We start from the raw sequence: 18,530 nt of genomic DNA, 5'->3' as shown, positions 1-18,530 counted from the left end.
TCCTCACCGAAGTGTAGGAGCCTTTTCAATTATTTGTCAGCGTTGTGACTGTCGTGCAACCAGTTTGCCATATCGACAAACTGTTCGAGCGTTAGATTTTCAGGGCGCATACCAGGGTTTATCCCCAACTCTTCAAGAACTTCCTTGTCGATTAAGCTCTTGTAGCAGTTGCGCACGGTTTTACGGCGTTGGTTGAAGCCTTCACGACATACACGATCGAGCCACTTGAGATCTTTGGCCGGGTAAGGCAGCACTTCATAAGGCTGTAGGCGAACGACGGCTGAGTCTACTTTCGGTGGCGGAACAAAGGCTGTTGGCGGTACTTCTAACACAGGAGTGACTTTACAGTAATATTGAGCCATAACCGTTAGACGACCGTAAGCTTTAGTGCCAGGGCCTGCTGCTAATCGATTAACAACTTCTTTTTGAAGCATAAAGTGCATGTCTTGCACATCTTTATGGAACTCAAAAAGGTGGAACATCAAGGGTGTAGAGATGTTGTAGGGTAAGTTTCCGAAGATACGTAGTTTGTTGTTTGGCTTAACAAGTTGTTCGAAATCGAACTTCATTGCATCGCCTTCATGGATCGTTAACTTTTCAGCAAGATCGGGGTGATTACGCAGACGTTCAGCCAGATCTCTATCCAGCTCAATCACTGTGAATTTATCAACAAGCTTGCCAACAGGTTCGGTAATCGCTCCAAGACCTGGGCCGATTTCGACTAGGTTTTGACCTGGAAGTGGATTAATACTCGATACGATTCCATCAATAATGTACGGATCGTTAAGGAAGTTTTGACCAAAACGTTTACGCGCTTTGTGCCCTAAGTGGACATCATTTCTCATTGTTTTTTCTCTACTAATTCAATGGCGTGCGTGAGCGCTGTTCTAAAGCTCCCTGTATCGGCTTGGCCTTTTCCTGCCAAGTCTAAGGCGGTACCGTGATCGACGGATGTACGAATAAACGGTAAGCCAAGCGTGATGTTCACTGAGCGACCAAACCCTTTGTATTTTAATACTGGGAGTACTTGATCGTGATACATACCTAAAACAGCATCTGCATCTTGCAAATATTTTTCATTAAAGATGGTATCTGCTGGCAATGGGCCAACTAAATTAATGCCATCTTTCAGACGAATTTTTTCTAGCGTAGGGGTGATGGTTTCTATCTCTTCACGCCCTAAACAACCATCTTCACCTGCGTGTGGGTTTAATCCACATACGTAGATAGTTGGTTTCTCAATAGCAAATTTTTCAACCAAATCTTTATGCAGAATAGCAATGATTCGCTCTAGTCTGTCTTCGGTCACGGCTTGAGATACATACGCTAGCGGGATGTGTGTTGTTACGAGAGCAACACGCAGCCCTTCTGTTGCCAACATCATTACCACGAGTGGCGTATTGGACTTCTCTGCAAAGAACTCGGTATGGCCACTAAAAGCAACGCCAGCTCGGTTAATTACACCCTTGTGAACAGGGCCGGTGACAATAGCATCAAATTCATCATTCATACAGCCAATTGCTGCGGTTTCTAAAGTATTTAATACGTAATGACTGTTGGCTTCGTTGAGTTGGCCCGCAATGGTGGGTTCCGCGAGTGGAATGTGTTTCACAACCAGTGTGCCAGATTGTTGAGGCAACTTGGGAGAGGCGGGATCGTAATCCAACAACTCAATGTCAATCCCTAGCATTTTAGCTCGCTGAGCCAGCAAATTTTTATCGGCACAAACGACGAGTTGATGAGGCCAGCTCTCTTGAGATAGAGCCAGAGTTAAATCGGGACCTATCCCTGCGGGTTCACCGGCAGTAATGACAAGGCGTTTAGTTATCATCTTGGTCACCTTTTACCATTTCAACGAAGGCACTGGCTCTTATTTCTTGTAGCCAAGCACCCACTTCTTCATTGAACTTACGATTAAATAGGATTTGGTACGCTTTGTTTTTTAAAGCTGAATCGGTACGGTCAACTTGTCTGCGGTCTAATACTTCAACAATGTGCCAACCATGAACAGTTTTAAATGGCGCGCTGATTTTACCTGTAGGCAGAGTTTCTACTTGGTGTTTAAACTCGGGTACATATAAATCAGGGGTTTGATAGCCCAATTCTCCGTCTTGTACTGCAGAACCTGGATCTTGGCTGTATTGTTGCGCAAGTTCTCCAAAGGTCGCTTCTCCGGCATTGATGCGGCGTGTGATTTCTTCCAATTGTTCTTTCGCCCCTTCGTCACTTAAGATGACGGTTGGCTTAATCAAGATATGACGTGCATTCACTTCTGTTACAGCAACGGTTTCTAGGCCTTTCACATCTTCAATTTTCAGAATATGGAAACCAGCACCACTTCGGAAAGGGCCAATGATGCTGCCTTTATTCTGCATTTTAATTTGGTCTGCAAAAATGGTTGGCATCTCTTCTTTACGCATCCATCCCCAGTCGCCACCTTGTAGTGCCTTAGGGCCTTTTGAGTAAGTATATGCCATGGTATTAAAGTCTTTGCCGCTCTTGAGTTCTTTCACTAAATCGTCAGCTTGAGACTCTAACTCTTCTTTTGTTTGAGTGTCATTAAAGCGAAGCTGAATATGCCCAATTTTATATTGAACAGTTGCGTTAGTCTCTTGCGCTAAGATGTCGGCTAAGTTGTCAACTTCCGCAGGAAGGATGTTAATGCGGCGACGAACGAGAGCGTTACGCGCTTCACTGGCTGCAATCTCTTTTCTTACTTGTTCGCGAAACGCATTGTAACTTAGGCCTTCTTTGGCTACGGAGGCGGTGAGTTGATCGACCGTTTGGTTATTCTCTTTGGCAATCCCTTGAATGGCTTGATCAAGTCGAGCGTCATCAATTCGAACGCCAATACGTTCCGCTTCTTGAGTTTGAATCGTGTCGATGATCAGTTTTTCTAAAACTTGCTCATTTAATACATCTTGTGAGGGTAATGTTTGACCGTTTTTATTCGCGTTTGCACGAAGTGTCTTCATCGCGGTATCGATGTCACTTTGTAAGATCACGCCTTCGTTAACAATAACTTTGACGCTATCGAGTTCAACTGGCGCGGCATAGCTTGTTGATAAAGTACAAGCGGCTGCGATAGTCATTAATGTGCGTTTCCACAATGTCATGAGTTGTCCTTTAAATTTACTGATGTTTTATCAATAAAGAAAATTAGTTGTTTAAGAAAAATGGGCGACCGTAGCTCAGTGAGTTGTCAGCGCTGCTTTCACCGATAGCACCAGAATCAGAACCGATGTTAGTACCAAAGCCAACAATACCGAAATTCACACTGAAGTTATTTTCATATTCAGGTGTCGTATTTGGATTACTAATGTTATTTGTCAAACGGTTACTATAGGTAAAGCCGATATACCAACAATCCGATTTATAGTTAAGTCTCGCTAACCACTCGAGGTCTTCTTCTGTTGTTAAATCATAGAAATATTGAGCACTGGCATTCCATTTCGGTGAAATTTGGTAAGCACCGAGTAAACCCGCCTGCGAGATACCTTCTTTCGTGATTGAACCAACATTAAAATCAACGGTGTCTTCAATATACTCTTTGGTTACATAGCGGTAGTTGGTTTGTACGTAACCGCCAGCAAAACGGTACTCTAACGTACTATTGGCTAGCTGCATTGCTGATGTATCAATGTCGTACTGCAGCCCACCATGGTAGAACAAGGAATCATCGTAGTTAAAATCAACATCAACAGCCCAAGATGAATAGCTAGAGTTTTGTTTTGTATTATTTGGACTGTTTTGGGTATTGCTTGCTTTTGTATTTCGGTCGATATAAAAAATTTGGCCAAAGGAAATATTGAGACGTTCTCTATATTCATCGTCAAAAAAGCGAGATGATGCGCCATAGCTCACTTGGTTTGCTGAAGCAATACGGTCTACACCGCTGTATTTACGGCTTCGGAATAGACCATAGTAATCCGTTTGCAGCAGTGTCGTATCGTAAAAACCAATGTTTTCTTGATTTTCTTTGGGTACATACAGGTACTGTACTTGAGGCTCAAGGGTTTGCGTGTAGTTGCCGACAATTTTTGTGTCGCGTTCTAAAACAATTCCGGCATGGCTTCGAAACTCTGGAATAACACGAAATGCCGTATCTTCTAATCCATAATATGGGTTTGTTCCTGCTGTTCCTGATGTTGTATCTACGCCATCAAGGTCTTGCTGATAATAAGTGCCAAGCAGTCGAGCTTCTGTTGTCCAGGTTCCCCAAGTATTGCCGAATGGTATGGTTATACCTGGCTCAACATGGACACGAGTGGCCGATGGCTTACCCGAGGCATCAGTATCAAATTTTGAAATATGACTGATGAGGTCGAAATCAAGGTGATCCATTACCTGAGGAGCATAATAGTTGTAGGCCACCTGCGGCATAAGGCGGTACGGCAAGTTATTACTTTTAGTCAGGATCTGGAAATCACGGACAAGTATTGACGCATCCCAGTTTTGAGTACGGTAGGTTGCTTGCCCTTCTTGAAGCAATTGACCATCTTCACGGTTACCAATACTGCTTGAGTTTACATCCGTGAAGTAATCGATATCACTGACTTTTGAATAATCGATTTCGAATAACCAAGATTGTTGGAATATTCCTGAGTGCTCAAGTTGCGCCCCCCAACGAGCTCCTTTGTCTTGGTATTTTTGGTCGTCAGGTAAATATTCAGATTTGATGCTACCTGAACCAAAGTCGTTTAAGTATCTGAACTTACTGTTTAGCTGAGTGCCACGCTCTTGCATGTACTTGAGCGTGGTTTCCAAGTCGTAGTTTGGTGCTAAGTTCCAATAAATGGGAACCTCTGCTTCAAAGCCATCGCTCGAACCGTATGATACCGTAGGGTATAGAAAGCCTGTTTTACGCGTATCACCGATAGGTACCGTTAAGTAAGGTAAGTAAAAGATGGGAACACTTTGGATTTCAAAACGCGGATTATAAAAAGTGGCTTGCTCTTCGTTTTGGTCGACACTGATACTCGATGCTCTTAGGCGCCAAGCATTGTCACCGATAGGGCAAGAGGTAATGGAGCCATCTTCAATTTCATAAACCGCTTTCCCTGTTTTGGATACATAAACCGCGTCGCCTCGACCAGGTTCACAAAGGAATTCGTAATCGGTGTTTTCTAACGTTATGTCATTGGTCGTCAGATTATTGGTTGCTCTTTCTGACACGGACTTAATTTGACCATCACTAAAGTTCACATTGCCTTCAGCAACAACGATATTTTCTTTTTGGTGTAGAGTAACATTGTCAGCAAGGATGGTTTTATTGCCTTGCGTAACTCTAACATCCCCTGAATACATGGCTTTATCACCATTGATAGCTTCTAAGCGATCGGACTCAACATGAGCGGGCAGTTGTGTCTCGTTTTCTGCAGCGGGTTCGATCAAGCATTGATCTATAGAGGGCATTTCCTGCACACTACTATCGATGATGGTTTCGGCTTGAGTTGTCGGCACGCATAACGCTGTCGTTATAGATGCAGCTAACAAGGTGCGGGAAAAACATTGCATGAAGTTGAACTATCCTGTGTTACTAGATGAAGGGTTGATCTAGTATCAATCCAATTAATAAAGCATTTTCCTTATGATAAAGGAAATATTAGCATTCAGCACCATCAGACAGCTGTACTCAGATAAAATTCATAGATAGAGAACACATAATGCAAATATTTGGCAAAATTTTGGGCGCTTTTTTTGGCTTTTTATTTGGGAACATCCCCGGTTTAGTTTTGGGCCTTTTTCTCGGGCATCAATTCGATAAGGCTCGCCGTTTAAATCATTCGGGCTTTAATAGCTCTGGTTTTGGGCGTGGACCAAACCAAGCGGAAAAACAGAACGAGTTCTTTACATCAGCATTTGCAGTAATGGGGCACGTTGCTAAAGCCAAAGGGCAGGTTACCCGAGAAGAGATTCAGCTCGCTTCTACCATGATGGAGCGAATGAATTTGCATGGTGAGCAACGTAAAGCCGCGCAAGATGCATTTCGTGATGGTAAAGAGGGGGATTTCCCGTTAAATGATGTGCTTGAGCGTGTCAAGATTTCATCGGGGGGGCGCTTTGACTTGCTGCAGTTCTTTTTAGAGCTTCAAGTCTCTGCGGCATTTGCTGATGGCAGTTTACATCCGAGTGAGCGTCAGGTCTTACACAGGATAGCGCAAGGGCTTGGGTTTTCTGCGGAGCAACTAGAACGACGTTTGCAAATGCAAGAAGCCGCCTTCCGCTTTCAACAGCAGGGAGGGAGCTTTGGAGGCCATCAAGGCCATGGTCAATCATCAGGCTGGCAGCAAGCTTCGCAACAAAATCAATTGGCAGATGCGTATAAAGTTATTGGTGTGAGTGAAAATTCGGATGGTAAAGAGGTGAAGAAAGCCTACCGTAAACTGATGAATGAACATCACCCAGACAAGTTGATGGCGAAGGGCTTACCACCCGAAATGATGAACGTCGCGAAAGAAAAATCACAAGAAATTCAAAATGCTTATGACCTCATTAAGAAGGTCAAAGGCTTTAAGTAGTCGACCGTTTTGAGTGATCCTGATTGTCATCAGATATTCTTTCGGTCTTCTAATCAGGAATCAACAGTCGTGTTAAAGCCCTATCGAACAAGAGGCCATTGGTTAATAAAAACTTTCGCTTCTTTTTTGTTAGGGACTTTAGCGTGAGCGTTCGTTTGCTTGATTGAGTGACCAATCGTAGTCATAGCTGATTTTGTGTGTATTCGTGACGGGTTGAGTGCGATACAGATCTAAGTGTTGAAGGAGTTGTTGCTCTGTACCAAAATCCACTGCAAACCATTGGTAAATCGATGACAGTTGGAGTTTATTATTGGTCACCAGAACACCTTTGTTACTGTTTACAAATTCACGAGCGGCTTGCTCTAACAAGGATTCTGTATTGTCTGAGGTAAAGGCTTGAGGTTGCAGGTTCGGACACCCTAAACTTGCACAATTCACCGCATAATGCGTACGTGGGTCCTGCCAAATCGGTCTTAGGATTCGATGTTCAATATCGTTGAGTGTCAATGATTTCTCGTTAACGACTACCACATCATCTCCCCACGGCCCAAAACTAAATAGTCCGCCAAGTTTAGTGATGGATTTGATCGGGTAGGCATCAAGAATCAAATCGACAGTCACAGCGTTGTATAGATTAACCCAATAGGCATACTGTTCTGCTTTTGAATAGTTGAGCGGATTAAGCTGTTCTAACCTCTTGATATAATGCTTGAGCTTTGCCTTGTCTTCAGTGCTTACCGCTTGATAACGAACGAGAGCGTTTTGTCCTTTTTTTACTCGGTAACGGTCGAGGAATTGCTGCCAATCTTGATGAGATATCTGTTCTTGGTGGGTTTCGTTGCTTTGATTCCAATATGGCCAAAGTTCGGATTTCGGCGCAGACCACGCAAAGGTCGAGAAAAGTAGGCTGACAATTAAAAGTAGTGGTTTCATGGCATTCTCCTGCTGACTGACTACTAAGACCTTATGCTTTACGATTTTCTTTCATGGTTCTTCAGTTAAATTACAGAGTTAAGTCTAATAAATATATTCAGCTAAATAAAAAAGGTTGGCACTGGCCAACCTTTAGATTTATTCAGAAATGTCTGATTATTTTAGGAAGCTAGGAATCTTAGCTTCAAATTCTGAGATCTTATCGGCGTGTTGAAGTGTCAGGCCGATATTATCTAAACCATTCAGTAAGCAATGACGACGGAACTCATCAATTTCAAACGAGTACTCTTTGCCATTCGCGCTCACTTTCATTGCTTCTAGATCAACCGTGATTTCTGCACCGTCATTCGCCTCGACGAATTGGAATAGCTCATCCACCTCTTGCTCAGTCAATCGAACTGGCACCATTTGGTTGTTGATCGAGTTACCGTAGAAGATGTCGGCAAAGCTAGGTGCAATCATTACTTGGATACCGTAATCGGCAAGCGCCCAAGGTGCGTGTTCACGAGATGAGCCACAACCGAAGTTTTCACGAGCGAGAAGAATCGAAGCGCCTTGGTAGCGAGCTTTGTTCATCACAAATTCAGGGTTTGGCTGTTGGCCTGCGTCATCAAGGAAGCGCCAGTCGTGGAACAAGTGCTTACCAAAACCGATGCGGTTTACTTTCTGTAGAAACTGCTTTGGGATGATCGCATCTGTATCGATGTTGGCCGTATCTAGAGGAACGACTAATCCGGTGTGTTGTTGAAAACCTGACATGTTAAATCCTCTAATTAAAGTTCACGAATATCGACAAAGTGACCAGCGATTGCCGCTGCGGCTGCCATGGCTGGGCTAACTAGGTGCGTACGACCATCACGGCCTTGGCGACCTTCAAAGTTACGGTTTGATGTAGATGCGCAGCGCTCTTGTGGACCTAGACGGTCGTTGTTCATCGCAAGACACATAGAGCAACCCGGTAGGCGCCATTCAAAGCCTGCTTCGATGAAGATCTTATCTAAGCCTTCAGCTTCAGCTTGTGCTTTCACTTGTTCTGAACCTGGAACGATCAATGCCTGTACATGTTTTGCGACTTGGCGACCTTTCGCGACCGCGGCGGCGGCACGCATGTCTTCGATACGAGAGTTTGTACAAGAGCCAACGAACACTTTATCAACGTTGTAATCCGATAGAGATTTGCCTGCTTCAAGACCCATGTAAGCCAGCGCTTTTTCAGCCGACGCTTTTTCTACTGGGTCAGCGAAGCTTTCTGGTGCAGGGATTGGTGTGTCTACTGAGATAACCTGACCTGGGTTCGTGCCCCAAGTAACTTGTGGTTTGATATCAGCAGCTTCTAGCGTGACAACCGCATCGAAGGTTGCGTCAGCATCAGTTTTCAAGGTATTCCAATATTCGATTGCTGCTTCTAAGTCTTCGCCTTGTGGAGAGAACTTACGGCCTTTAATGTATTCGTATGTTGTAGCATCAGGCGCAATTAAACCCGCTTTTGCACCTAGCTCGATCGCCATATTACATACTGTCATACGCCCTTCCATCGTAAGGTCGGTAATGGCCTCACCACAGAATTCAACCACGTAGCCAGTACCACCGGCAGCCGTTGTTTTACCGATGATCGCTAGCACGATATCTTTGGCTGTAATACCCGGAGCAACTTTGCCCTTAACTTCGATCTTCATGGTTTTCGCACGTGCCTGTTTTAGCGTTTGAGTCGCTAGAACGTGCTCAACTTCTGAAGTACCGATCCCAAATGCTAGTGAGCCAAATGCACCGTGTGTCGCAGTGTGTGAATCACCACATACGATGGTCATGCCCGGTAGCGTAATGCCTAGCTCTGGGCCCATTACGTGCACAATACCTTGGTATTTGTGGTTTAGGTCGTAAAGCGTGACACCAAACTCTTCACAGTTCTTCGATAGCGTTTCCATTTGGATACGAGCCATCTCGCCAGATGCGTTGATGTCTTTAGTTTGGGTCGATACGTTGTGATCCATGGTCGCAAAAGTCTTACTAACTTGGCGAACTTTACGGCCTTTTTCACGTAAGCCATCAAAGGCTTGAGGTGATGTCACTTCGTGGACAAGGTGGCGATCGATATAAAGAATCGGGTTTTCACCTTCTGCTGCTACTGCAACGTGCGCGTCATACACTTTTTCGTATAAGGTTTTGGCTTGCTGGTTTGTCGACATAGCTTTTCTTCCTTGGGAGCATCCGTCCCAGTGTTTGTTTCTAGCCAAGTCGTGCTGTTTAAGCTGACTTGGCTTGATATTATTTTATGTACTGGCTTCTTATCAGAGCATCCAGTTTATGACGCTAAGATGTACTCAGCGATCTTGTCACCCATTTCTGAGGTCGTCAGTGCTTGGTTGTTACCTGCAAGGTCAGCCGTTAGCTCGCCTGCTGAAAGTGCTTTAGAAACCGCGGACTCGATGTCTTGTGCTGCCGTTTCTTCGCCTAGGCTGTAACGCAGCATTAGCGCAGCTGAAAGAATCTGTGCGACTGGATTCGCGATGTTCTTACCTGCGATGTCTGGTGCACTGCCGCCCGCGGGCTCGTATAGACCGAAGTTGCTTTCGTTCAAACTTGCAGAAGGAAGCATGCCCATAGAGCCTGTGATCATTGCGCATTCATCAGAGATAATGTCACCAAAGATGTTTGAACATAGCATGACGTCAAACTGAGATGGATCTTTGATTAGCTGCATGGTCGCGTTGTCGATGTACATGTGGTTTAGTGTCACATCGGGGTAGTCTTTTGCGATCTCTTCTACGACTTCGCGCCATAAGATAGAGCTTTGTAGGACGTTCGCTTTATCAATTGAGTAAACATTTTTGTTACGTAGACGGGCAGATTCAAACGCAATTTTTGCGATACGTTCGATTTCGTAACGGTGATAAACCTCGGTATCAAAGGCTTTTTCTGTTGCGCCTTCACCTTCGCGACCTTTAGGTTGGCCGAAGTAGATACCGCCAGTTAGCTCACGTACAACAACGATGTCAAAACCGCGCTCAGAGATGTCAGCACGAAGTGGGGAGAAAGCCTCTAAACCCTTGTGAATTTGTGCCGGGCGTAGGTTGCAGAAAAGTTGGAAGTGTTTGCGTAGAGGTAGTAGAGCACCACGCTCAGGTTGGTCGTTTGGTGGAAGGTGTTCCCATTTGGGACCGCCAACCGAGCCAAACAGTACCGCATCAGACTCTTCACAACCTGTTACTGTCGCTTCTGGAAGCGGGCAGCCGTGGTTATCAATCGCAATACCACCAACATCATACTCTTCGCGAGAAAAGTGAATCGCGTGCTTCTTTTCGATCGCGTCTAGCACTTTATGTGCTTGTTGCATTACTTCTGGGCCAATGCCATCGCCAGGTAGTACGGCAATTTTGTATGATTTATCAGTCATGTTAATCCTTTAATTCTTGTTGCTGAGCTCATTAGCTCGTTTTAAATTTTGTCCCTAAAGCCAACAACATTGGCTCTAGGGCTCTGTTATTGTGTGATCAAACGGTCGCAATTTTTTGCTGCTTTATTTCTTCGATGGTGTCTGCGCGTTGAATGCTATTAATAACGTGCAATAGTGCCTGACCAGAGGCTTCAACAATATCGGTAGAAACGCCCGTACCATGGTATTTACGGCCTTTATAATTAGCAATAATATCCGCTTGTCCTAAGCCATCTTCACCTTCGCCTTTCGCGGTCAGATCGAATTTATCCAATGCGATGTCGTAACCTGTTAGGCGATAGATACATTGATACAAAGCATCAACCGGACCATTACCGACAGCCGCTTCGCATTTTTCTTCATCACCACATTGCAGCTTGATACTGGTGGTCGACATTACACTACCAGATTGTACGCTTAGGTAGTTAAGTTTATAGAAGTCGTCTTCATCTCGCAGATTTGCGAAGTGCATTAATGCTTCTAAGTCGTAATCGAACACTTGGCCTTTACGATCAGCCAGCTTCAAAAAGTCTTCGTATAATGAATCTAGATTGTACTCATTGTCTTTATAACCCATTGCATCCATGTGGCTCTTGACGGCAGCACGACCACTGCGACTGGTTAGGTTGAGTGCTTTATTCTTCAAACCAATCGACTCGGGAGTCATGATCTCGTAAGTGTTCTTGTTTTTAAGCATGCCATCTTGGTGAATACCTGAGGAGTGGCTAAATGCATTCGCACCTACGATTGCTTTATTGTCCTGGATTGGCATGTGGCAAAGTTGGCTAACCAATTTGCTGGTACGGTGAATTTCTTGATGATTTAAACCGGTATGGACACCTAAAAGCTCTTGACGCGTTTTGATGATCATCGCAATTTCTTCTAAAGAACAGTTACCCGCGCGTTCACCTATCCCATTGATCGTACCTTCAATTTGGCGAGCACCAGCTTGTACAGCCGCAATTGAATTTGCAACGGACATGCCTAAATCATCATGGCAGTGAACCGAGATGATCGCTTGGTCGATGTTTGGTACGCGATTGAATAGTGTTTGGATAATGCCACCAAACTCATTCGGAACAGTGTAGCCAACGGTGTCAGGAATGTTGATGGTTTTTGCGCCTGCGTTAATCGCCGCTTCAACCATGCGACATAGGTTATCAATTGGCGTACGTCCGGCATCTTCACAAGAGAATTCAACATCGTCCGTATAGTTACGAGCGTGTTTCACGGCTTTAACGGCCATTTCTACCACGTCGTCGTAGCTACGGCGTAATTTGTCTTGTACATGAACCGTTGATGTTGAAATGAAGGTGTGAATACGAAACTGCTCGGCGACTTTTAGTGCTTCTGCAGCCGCGTCGATATCTTTCGCTACGGCGCGAGAAAGGGCGCAGATACGACTGTCTTTAATGTTCTTAGCAATGGTTTGTACTGACTCAAAATCGCCTGGCGATGAGACTGGGAAACCCGCTTCGATAACATCGACACCCAGTCTCTCAAGTGCATAAGCGATCTGTAACTTCTCTTTTACCGTAAGGCTTGCTGCCAACGCTTGCTCGCCATCACGTAAGGTCGTATCAAAAATTATTACTTGATCGTTCATGGGTGCTTCCTTATATCGATAATGAATCGATTGCTATCCAAATTATTATTAAGAATGATGTTCTTTTAAAAGTGGCAGTTACAAAAAAACCCGCTTAGTGCGGGTTTTAATATTTGTGTCGTTCTTGACCCACAACTTACCCGCGCGATTGGTTCACGATAAGGAGTAGTTTCAGAAGTCGAGAAGAAGAAAAAATCATGACACAAATATCCGTAAATAAACTGTTAACACCATATTTACCGCAATTTATTCTGAGCGTCAAACAAGAAAATCCAATATCAGCGTGCATTGGCAACGTTTTGTTTTGGTTTATGCTGCTTTACATTGCTTTGTTGGATAAATCATCTGATTGGTGGATTTGTATTGGGGGGTTAGTTTATCGTTTGGCTTATGTGTAGGTTAAAACTTTGTAGTAAATCTTTTTGATGGAACGATTCACCCCAAAAATCACAAGCGTAACCCAATTAATTAATCAATTGATTAAATAGTGAGTAATTAATCTTCTATTGTTACGCCTGTTTATCTCTATAATTAATCAGATGATTAATTATAGAGATGGATTTCTGCCATGACGGCACGCAAAGCGGGGCGACCTCAAAAGAACTTAGATGTTCGACAGTTATTGGTTGAGCATGCTCGCGATCTGTTTGTTGTTCAGCCGTACGACAAGGTCTCGACGCGCCTGATTGCTGAGCGTGCAGGTGTCAACATTGCGATGATCCGTTATTACTTTGGCAGTAAGGCCGGGCTGTTTGAAGCGATGCTACGTGAAACCTTACGACCGATGCAATTGCAGATGCAAAGATTGGTTGAAGAAAGCAGTCATGAGAACTTTCTTGATTTAATGCGGACTTACTACAAAGAGATGGTCAAGGTGCCGAAGTTTCCACGCTTGATTGCCCAAGTGATGAATATGCCTCCCTCTGAAGTGCAAAGAGAGTTGCTCGAAAAGGTTTTCCTCGATGTCGCCAAGCCAGCCCAAGATGTCATTTTTGAAAAGTTGGTTGAACAAGGCATCTTAAAACAGAACATGGATCCAACATTGTGCCGTGTTTCGTACGTAAGCTTGATGGTGTTTCCTTTCATCGCTCCGCCGCCTTTATTGGCAATCCATGGTATTGAGATTAATGAAGAATTTCTTAATCGTTTAATCGAACACAACATTCAACTGATGACCGAAGGCTTTATCAACGCACCGAGCCCTTCTTCCGTGCAGGAACAAAGATAATGAAAATAAATAAAAAACGCCTCTTCTTTCCAGCACTTGCGGTTGGTGTTATTGGCCTTGTCGCCGCGATTAACTTGAAGCCGGATCTTCCAACCAAACCTGCGGGTGATAGGGCTCGCTTAGTTGATACTGTGAGCCTAGAACAACAACTGATAGCGCCGTTAGCGGTCGGCTTTGGCAAAGTGGTGCCGAAAGTTGAATGGAAAGCGATTGCTGAGGTGACAGGACAAATCGTGTATCGACATCCAGATCTTGAAAAAGGCCAGGTGATCCCTGCAGGAACGGTCGTGCTCAAGGTTGATCCATTGGATTATGAATTGAAGCTGATACAAGCAGAAGCGGATCTGACATCAAGCCAAACTTCGCTAGCGAAATTGAATCAAGAAGAAGATAACCTCAATCAGACTCTTAAGATCGAAAAGAATCGCTTAGTGATCAGCAATAAAGAGCTACAACGTAAGCAGGATCTGCGTAAGAAAGGGCTGACTTCTCAGTCTGATGTCGACCTCCAACAACAAAGCGCGTTGTCTCAGCAGAAGCTAGTGTTGGACATTACTAACCAAATGGCTTTGATACCCGACGAAAAGCGCGTCGCGGAAGCGGTGATTAAAGTGAATGAATCTAAAGTTAAAGAGGCGCAACGCTCTTTGGACAAGACGATCGTGACCTTGCCGAGAACGATGCGAATTGCTCAGGTTGATATCGAACAAAATCAAGTCGTTAATCTTCAGCAAGAAATGTTTGTGGCTCACGGGATTAATGTCATGGAAGTGGAGGCACAACTTTCTATTCACGATATGCAAACCTTAGTCTCAAGTTTTGTTCAATTTCCTCGTGATGCCACAGGTATCCCTAATCTTTATGAAGCTCCGATTAAGGCGAGTATTCAGTTGAGCAGTGGCAACCTGAACCTTAGCTGGCCTGCGAAGGTGGCAAGAATTAGCGAAACGGTTGATGAAAAGCAAGCCACGGCGGGGATTATTCTCGAGATCGCTCAAGATTACTCGCAATTACAACCTGACAGCGCAACGCCTCTGGTCAACGGCATGTTTGTCAAAGCTGAGATTGAAGGTGTCGCTAATCTGAGTTGGGTGGTTCCAGAGCGAGCCCTGCACGGTGATAAGGTTTACCTGATGGATGACAGTCAGCACTTGCAAGTGGTGAGTGTTGAAGTGCTTTATCGCCGAGATAACCAAGTTATCGTGGATGGTGAGTTGCATGAGGGGGATAAGTTAATTCTTAATGATGTTCTGCCTGCGATTCAAGGCATGCTACTCAAAGAATCTGTCCCTGAAACTATTGGTTTGGTTGATGATAAGCAAGAGAGTTCTCTATGATACGGTTTTTCTCTCGACATCCAACTGCTGCCAATTTGTTGATGCTTGGGTTGTTGATCTTGGGTATAAGCTCACTATCAACCATCAAACGTGAAACCTTTCCTGCCTATGACCCGCCTTATATTATGGCTGCAATCGTGTATCCCGGAGCATCACCACAAGAAGTGGAAGAGAGCTTGTGTGTGCGAATGGAAGATGCCGTCGATGGGTTAGCTAACATTGAAGAGACAAAGTGTGAGGCGACTGAAGGCAGTGCACGGCTCATTCTGAAACTCAATGAGAAAGCAGATATTGGCCGAATGCTGGTGGACGTACAAACTCAGATTAACTCGATCAATGACTTTCCAACCGAGATTGAATCCCCAGTTGTCAAAGAACTGGATTGGAACGAACCGGTTGTTGATGTTGCTATTACCGCTGAAACCTCTTGGCCGGAACTTAAGGCGTACGCGGAAGATCTTAAGCGCACCATGAAGCGTGACTACGATGTTTCTTTGGTGGAAGTCAGTGGTTTTTCTGCTCATCAGTATCGTGTAGAACTGGATATTCAAGCCATTCGTCAGTTGGGCTTAAGTGTTGGAGATATCGCCGATCAAATTGGCCGTCAAAATGTAAAACTACCGAGTGGTAACGTTGAAACGCCAGACAAAAACTTCCTGATTCGGTTTGACGAAAGACGAATTACACCGGTTGAGCTGGAAAGTATCGTGGTTGGATCGGCGCCGAATGGCTCAGTGATCCGTTTAAGGGACATAGCCAAAATAACCGATCGCTTTGAGCTTGATGAGCAGAAAGTGTTGTTTGATGGCAAGCCTTCGGATCTGCTTAAGATCAGTAAGAACAAAGAAGACGATGCGCTGCGAATCAAAGAGAACGTAACGCGATTCGTTGAAGATCAAAGCGCGATTGCCCCTGATGGCGTGACGCTACAAATGACCAACGATCTCTCTTCTGTACTTTGGGATCGTCTAACCATGATGGTGAGCAATGGCTGGCAAGGTATTGTGCTGGTTTTCGCAACCATGTGGCTGTTCTTCAGCTTACGTTATTCGTTTTGGGTGGCGGCAGGGTTGCCGGTGGCCTTCCTTGGTGGTCTGTTCTTAATGGCCAACCTTGGTTTGTCGATCAACATTATGTCATTGGTCGGGTTGTTGATGGCAATCGGTATTATGATGGATGACGCCATCGTTATCGCCGAATCGATAGCGTCCCATTTAGACCGGGGGCAGAGCGTAGATGATGCTGTGTACAACGGCGTTAACAAAGTGCTTCCCGGAGTACTGTCTTCTTTCCTAACCACGGTGTGTATTTTCGGTAGCTTACTGTTTCTTGATGGCGAGATGGGCGCGGTGCTTAAGGCTGTTCCTCAAGTCTTGATTTTGGTGCTGTCGTTGAGCTTGATTGAAGCCTTCCTGATTCTACCTAATCACCTATCCCATTCTTTACAAAAAGAAAAAAATGACAAGCCAGCGCTGCGCTTTAAGGTTGTGTTACTTGAGAAATTCGAGAACTTTCGTAATACCACTTTGATGAACATGGTTGAGAAAGTCGTGACATTTCGTTATGCCTTTATGGGGGGAGTAATAACGTTGTTGTTACTTTCGGTCGCCTTGATTGCTGGTGGTGTTGTTAAGTTCCAACCTTTCCCTGAACTGGATGGTGATATTGCCGAGGCGCGTATCATTCTTCCGCCGGGCGCATCATTGTCTCAAACTGAAAAAGTGGTCGATAAAATTGTTGCGTCGGCTGAGCGTTTGAACAAGCAATGGAGCGAAGAGGTTGAGGAAGGTAATACACTGGTCGAGCATATCACCAGCCAATTCAATGCCAACGCTGATGCCAATGAGTCTGGCCCGCACTTAGCCACAGTACGCTTAGATTTGCGCGGAGCAGAGAGCCGTAATACGGTTATCGATGACTTCCTTGATGCATGGCGAGAGGATATTGGCGACTTAGCGGATCCGATTTCGTTGGTGTTCAAGCAACCGACCATGGGGCCGGGCGGTCGTGCTATTGAAATCCGCGCCAAACACGATGACCTGAGTGCGTTGAAATCTGCTTCTTTGGATATTCAGGAGTACCTTAATCTGTTTGATGGGGTGCATGGCGTGCTTGATGACATGCGCATGGGTAAAGAAGAGATCTTGGTGAAGCTGCGCCCTGGAGCTGAAACCTACAATGTGAATGGCCAGATGATTGCGTCTCAGTTACGAGCGGCTTTCTTTGGGCAAACGGCGGATGAGATTCAAATTGGGGCTGAAAATATTTCGATTGAGGTTCGCCTTAATAAAAAGCAAGCAGGGGATTTACAGCAACTGGCCAACTTCCCGATCATAACTCCTGATGGCAGTCAGATCCCGTTAGCGACTTTAGCGACATTGGATTTTCAACGTAACTACGTACGAATCCAGCGCATTGATGGGATGAGAACGATCAGTATCTTTGGTGATATTGATAATAAGAAGGCCAGTTCTTCAGCGATTTTAGCTCAGTTCCAAAAAGAGGAAGCAGCCAAGCTAACGAAAAAATACCCAGGGTTGCGTTTTGATTTCGAAGGGGAGGCCAAGGATACGGCTAAGACTGGAACCTCGATGGGCAAAGGATTCTTGCTCGGCTTATTCGGCGTATTTGCGATTCTTAGCTACCAGTTCAGAAGCTACTTAGAGCCTGTGGTCGTGATGTTGGCGATTCCACTCGCTTTTATTGGTGTGGTCGTTGGTCACTGGATACTTGGCCACGCTTTGAGTATGCCAAGCATGATGGGCTTTGTATCACTCGCAGGTATAGTGGTTAATGATTCTATTTTGTTGGTGCAGTATATACGTCATCACATTGATGAAGGGGACAGTGTGCATGATTCGGTGGTGAAAGCCAGTCGTGAGCGTTTTCGTGCGGTATTTTTGACGTCGATGACCACTGCTGCAGGTTTGCTGCCTTTGTTAACGGAAACCAGTTTACAAGCTCAGGTTATTCAACCCTTGGTGATCTCGATAGTTTTTGGAATATTTGCTTCTACTTTGTTGGTGCTATTTATGATTCCAGCGGCCTACGCGATATTGGCTGATTTCGGTTTGGTGAAAAAGCACCAGCCACTCACGCTCTAGAATCTACGTTTGTTCGCGGATATTAAAGACGGAAAAGTCATCGAGCAAATAGAGCGGCCTAAAGTTGCTTTATTTTGACGTGGGCCTTATTCATCCACCGTTATTCACGTGGAAAATAAACGCGTTCAATGGGTATTTTAGTCAATAAGTGAGCGAATCAAGATGACTTTAGGAAAAAATTTTTGCGGCAAAGTAGACTTTTCTTGTTATGGATTACCTACCTGATGCATAAGTCGCGCTTATCAATGATAGGTATAGCCTAGATAGGCTCAATAGTTGATGGGCGATATGAGTAAAAGAGGCAATCGTTAAACTAACCGCAGGAAAATTCATAAAAATGGCGTTTTATATTTTTTTATAAATAGCTA

Annotated in this window: 13 protein-coding genes; 4 read left to right on the top strand and 9 right to left on the bottom strand. The window is 44.7% G+C overall.

Going from position 1 to position 18,530, the window contains the following annotated elements; translation table 11 throughout:
• Positions 1-29: 29 nt before the first annotated feature.
• From rsmA to lptD, 4 genes are read right to left on the bottom strand one after another with little or no spacing between them, the layout of a single operon-like run.
• Entirely contained in the window at positions 30-845 is an 816-nt protein-coding gene (rsmA, locus tag L4B77_RS14695) for a 16S rRNA (adenine(1518)-N(6)/adenine(1519)-N(6))-dimethyltransferase RsmA (protein WP_261838782.1), read from the bottom strand.
• The gene (gene pdxA, locus L4B77_RS14690) at positions 842-1,831 is read right to left on the bottom strand and encodes a 4-hydroxythreonine-4-phosphate dehydrogenase PdxA (RefSeq protein ID WP_429751316.1); all 990 of its coding nucleotides are present in this window, start codon (positions 1,829-1,831) and stop codon (positions 842-844) included. Before pdxA ends, rsmA begins: the two co-directional genes overlap by 4 nt.
• A complete protein-coding gene (gene surA, locus L4B77_RS14685; protein WP_261838784.1) occupies positions 1,821-3,116 on the bottom strand; it encodes a peptidylprolyl isomerase SurA in 1,296 nt (431 codons plus the stop codon). The genes pdxA and surA overlap by 11 nt, the downstream gene beginning before the upstream one ends.
• Before the next feature lie 43 nt (positions 3,117-3,159).
• The gene (gene lptD, locus L4B77_RS14680) at positions 3,160-5,517 is read right to left on the bottom strand and encodes an LPS assembly protein LptD (RefSeq protein ID WP_429751314.1); all 2,358 of its coding nucleotides are present in this window, start codon (positions 5,515-5,517) and stop codon (positions 3,160-3,162) included.
• Between the two features lie 149 nt (positions 5,518-5,666).
• On the opposite strand from lptD, the gene djlA reads away from it, so the two are divergent.
• Positions 5,667-6,521 (top strand): co-chaperone DjlA, encoded by an 855-nt coding sequence (gene djlA, locus L4B77_RS14675; protein ID WP_429751312.1) that lies wholly within the window; start codon positions 5,667-5,669, stop codon positions 6,519-6,521.
• A 138-nt stretch (positions 6,522-6,659) separates the two neighbouring features.
• Here the strand turns inward: djlA and L4B77_RS14670 are convergent, their stop codons facing one another.
• The 5 genes from L4B77_RS14670 to leuA all read right to left on the bottom strand — a co-directional run bounded on the left by L4B77_RS14670 (position 6,660) and on the right by leuA (position 12,493).
• The gene (locus L4B77_RS14670; protein WP_429751310.1) at positions 6,660-7,454 is read right to left on the bottom strand and encodes a DUF547 domain-containing protein; all 795 of its coding nucleotides are present in this window, start codon (positions 7,452-7,454) and stop codon (positions 6,660-6,662) included.
• A gap of 156 nt (positions 7,455-7,610) precedes the next feature.
• On the bottom strand, positions 7,611-8,213 hold the full coding sequence (gene leuD / locus L4B77_RS14665) for a 3-isopropylmalate dehydratase small subunit (protein ID WP_261838788.1): 603 nt from the start codon (positions 8,211-8,213) through the stop codon (positions 7,611-7,613).
• 14 nt (positions 8,214-8,227) lie between these two features.
• Complete coding sequence (gene leuC / locus L4B77_RS14660) at positions 8,228-9,640, bottom strand: 3-isopropylmalate dehydratase large subunit (protein WP_261838789.1); 1,413 nt, start codon at positions 9,638-9,640, stop codon at positions 8,228-8,230.
• A 116-nt stretch (positions 9,641-9,756) separates the two neighbouring features.
• Positions 9,757-10,848 (bottom strand): 3-isopropylmalate dehydrogenase, encoded by a 1,092-nt coding sequence (gene leuB, locus L4B77_RS14655; RefSeq protein WP_429751308.1) that lies wholly within the window; start codon positions 10,846-10,848, stop codon positions 9,757-9,759.
• 97 nt (positions 10,849-10,945) lie between these two features.
• On the bottom strand, positions 10,946-12,493 hold the full coding sequence (gene leuA, locus L4B77_RS14650) for a 2-isopropylmalate synthase (RefSeq protein WP_372040542.1): 1,548 nt from the start codon (positions 12,491-12,493) through the stop codon (positions 10,946-10,948).
• A gap of 568 nt (positions 12,494-13,061) precedes the next feature.
• Between leuA and L4B77_RS14645 the strand changes: the two genes are divergently transcribed.
• The 3 genes from L4B77_RS14645 to L4B77_RS14635 are packed head-to-tail and all read left to right on the top strand — an operon-like array spanning position 13,062 to position 18,162.
• Positions 13,062-13,721: a TetR/AcrR family transcriptional regulator gene (locus tag L4B77_RS14645; RefSeq protein ID WP_261838792.1), complete on the top strand. Its 660-nt coding sequence runs from the start codon at positions 13,062-13,064 to the stop codon at positions 13,719-13,721.
• Entirely contained in the window at positions 13,721-15,058 is a 1,338-nt protein-coding gene (locus tag L4B77_RS14640) for an efflux RND transporter periplasmic adaptor subunit (RefSeq protein WP_429751305.1), read from the top strand. The genes L4B77_RS14645 and L4B77_RS14640 overlap by 1 nt, the downstream gene beginning before the upstream one ends.
• Positions 15,055-18,162: an efflux RND transporter permease subunit gene (locus L4B77_RS14635; protein WP_429751303.1), complete on the top strand. Its 3,108-nt coding sequence runs from the start codon at positions 15,055-15,057 to the stop codon at positions 18,160-18,162. Before L4B77_RS14640 ends, L4B77_RS14635 begins: the two co-directional genes overlap by 4 nt.
• Positions 18,163-18,530: the final 368 nt, after the last annotated feature.

It is taken from the genome of Vibrio minamisatsumaniensis, from assembly GCF_050337445.1.
Lineage (GTDB): Bacteria > Pseudomonadota > Gammaproteobacteria > Enterobacterales > Vibrionaceae > Vibrio > Vibrio artabrorum.
The sequence above is the reverse complement of the archived record's forward strand: the minus strand, read 5'-3'. Positions and strand labels throughout refer to the sequence as shown.

Bases quoted from the DNA above. Each gene is read 5' to 3' on its own strand.
- leuD (WP_261838788.1), bottom strand. From the start codon at position 8,213: ATGTCAGGTTTTCAACAACACACCGGATTAGTCGTTCCTCTAGATACG.
- lptD (WP_429751314.1), bottom strand. From the start codon at position 5,517: ATGCAATGTTTTTCCCGCACCTTGTTAGCTGCATCTATAACGACAGCG.
- pdxA (WP_429751316.1), bottom strand. From the start codon at position 1,831: ATGATAACTAAACGCCTTGTCATTACTGCCGGTGAACCCGCAGGGATA.
- leuA (WP_372040542.1), bottom strand. From the start codon at position 12,493: ATGAACGATCAAGTAATAATTTTTGATACGACCTTACGTGATGGCGAG.
- leuC (WP_261838789.1), bottom strand. From the start codon at position 9,640: ATGTCGACAAACCAGCAAGCCAAAACCTTATACGAAAAAGTGTATGAC.
- leuB (WP_429751308.1), bottom strand. From the start codon at position 10,848: ATGACTGATAAATCATACAAAATTGCCGTACTACCTGGCGATGGCATT.
- rsmA (WP_261838782.1), bottom strand. From the start codon at position 845: ATGAGAAATGATGTCCACTTAGGGCACAAAGCGCGTAAACGTTTTGGT.
- L4B77_RS14640 (WP_429751305.1), top strand. From the start codon at position 13,721: ATGAAAATAAATAAAAAACGCCTCTTCTTTCCAGCACTTGCGGTTGGT.
- djlA (WP_429751312.1), top strand. From the start codon at position 5,667: ATGCAAATATTTGGCAAAATTTTGGGCGCTTTTTTTGGCTTTTTATTT.
- L4B77_RS14645 (WP_261838792.1), top strand. From the start codon at position 13,062: ATGACGGCACGCAAAGCGGGGCGACCTCAAAAGAACTTAGATGTTCGA.
- L4B77_RS14635 (WP_429751303.1), top strand. From the start codon at position 15,055: ATGATACGGTTTTTCTCTCGACATCCAACTGCTGCCAATTTGTTGATG.
- surA (WP_261838784.1), bottom strand. From the start codon at position 3,116: ATGACATTGTGGAAACGCACATTAATGACTATCGCAGCCGCTTGTACT.
- L4B77_RS14670 (WP_429751310.1), bottom strand. From the start codon at position 7,454: ATGAAACCACTACTTTTAATTGTCAGCCTACTTTTCTCGACCTTTGCG.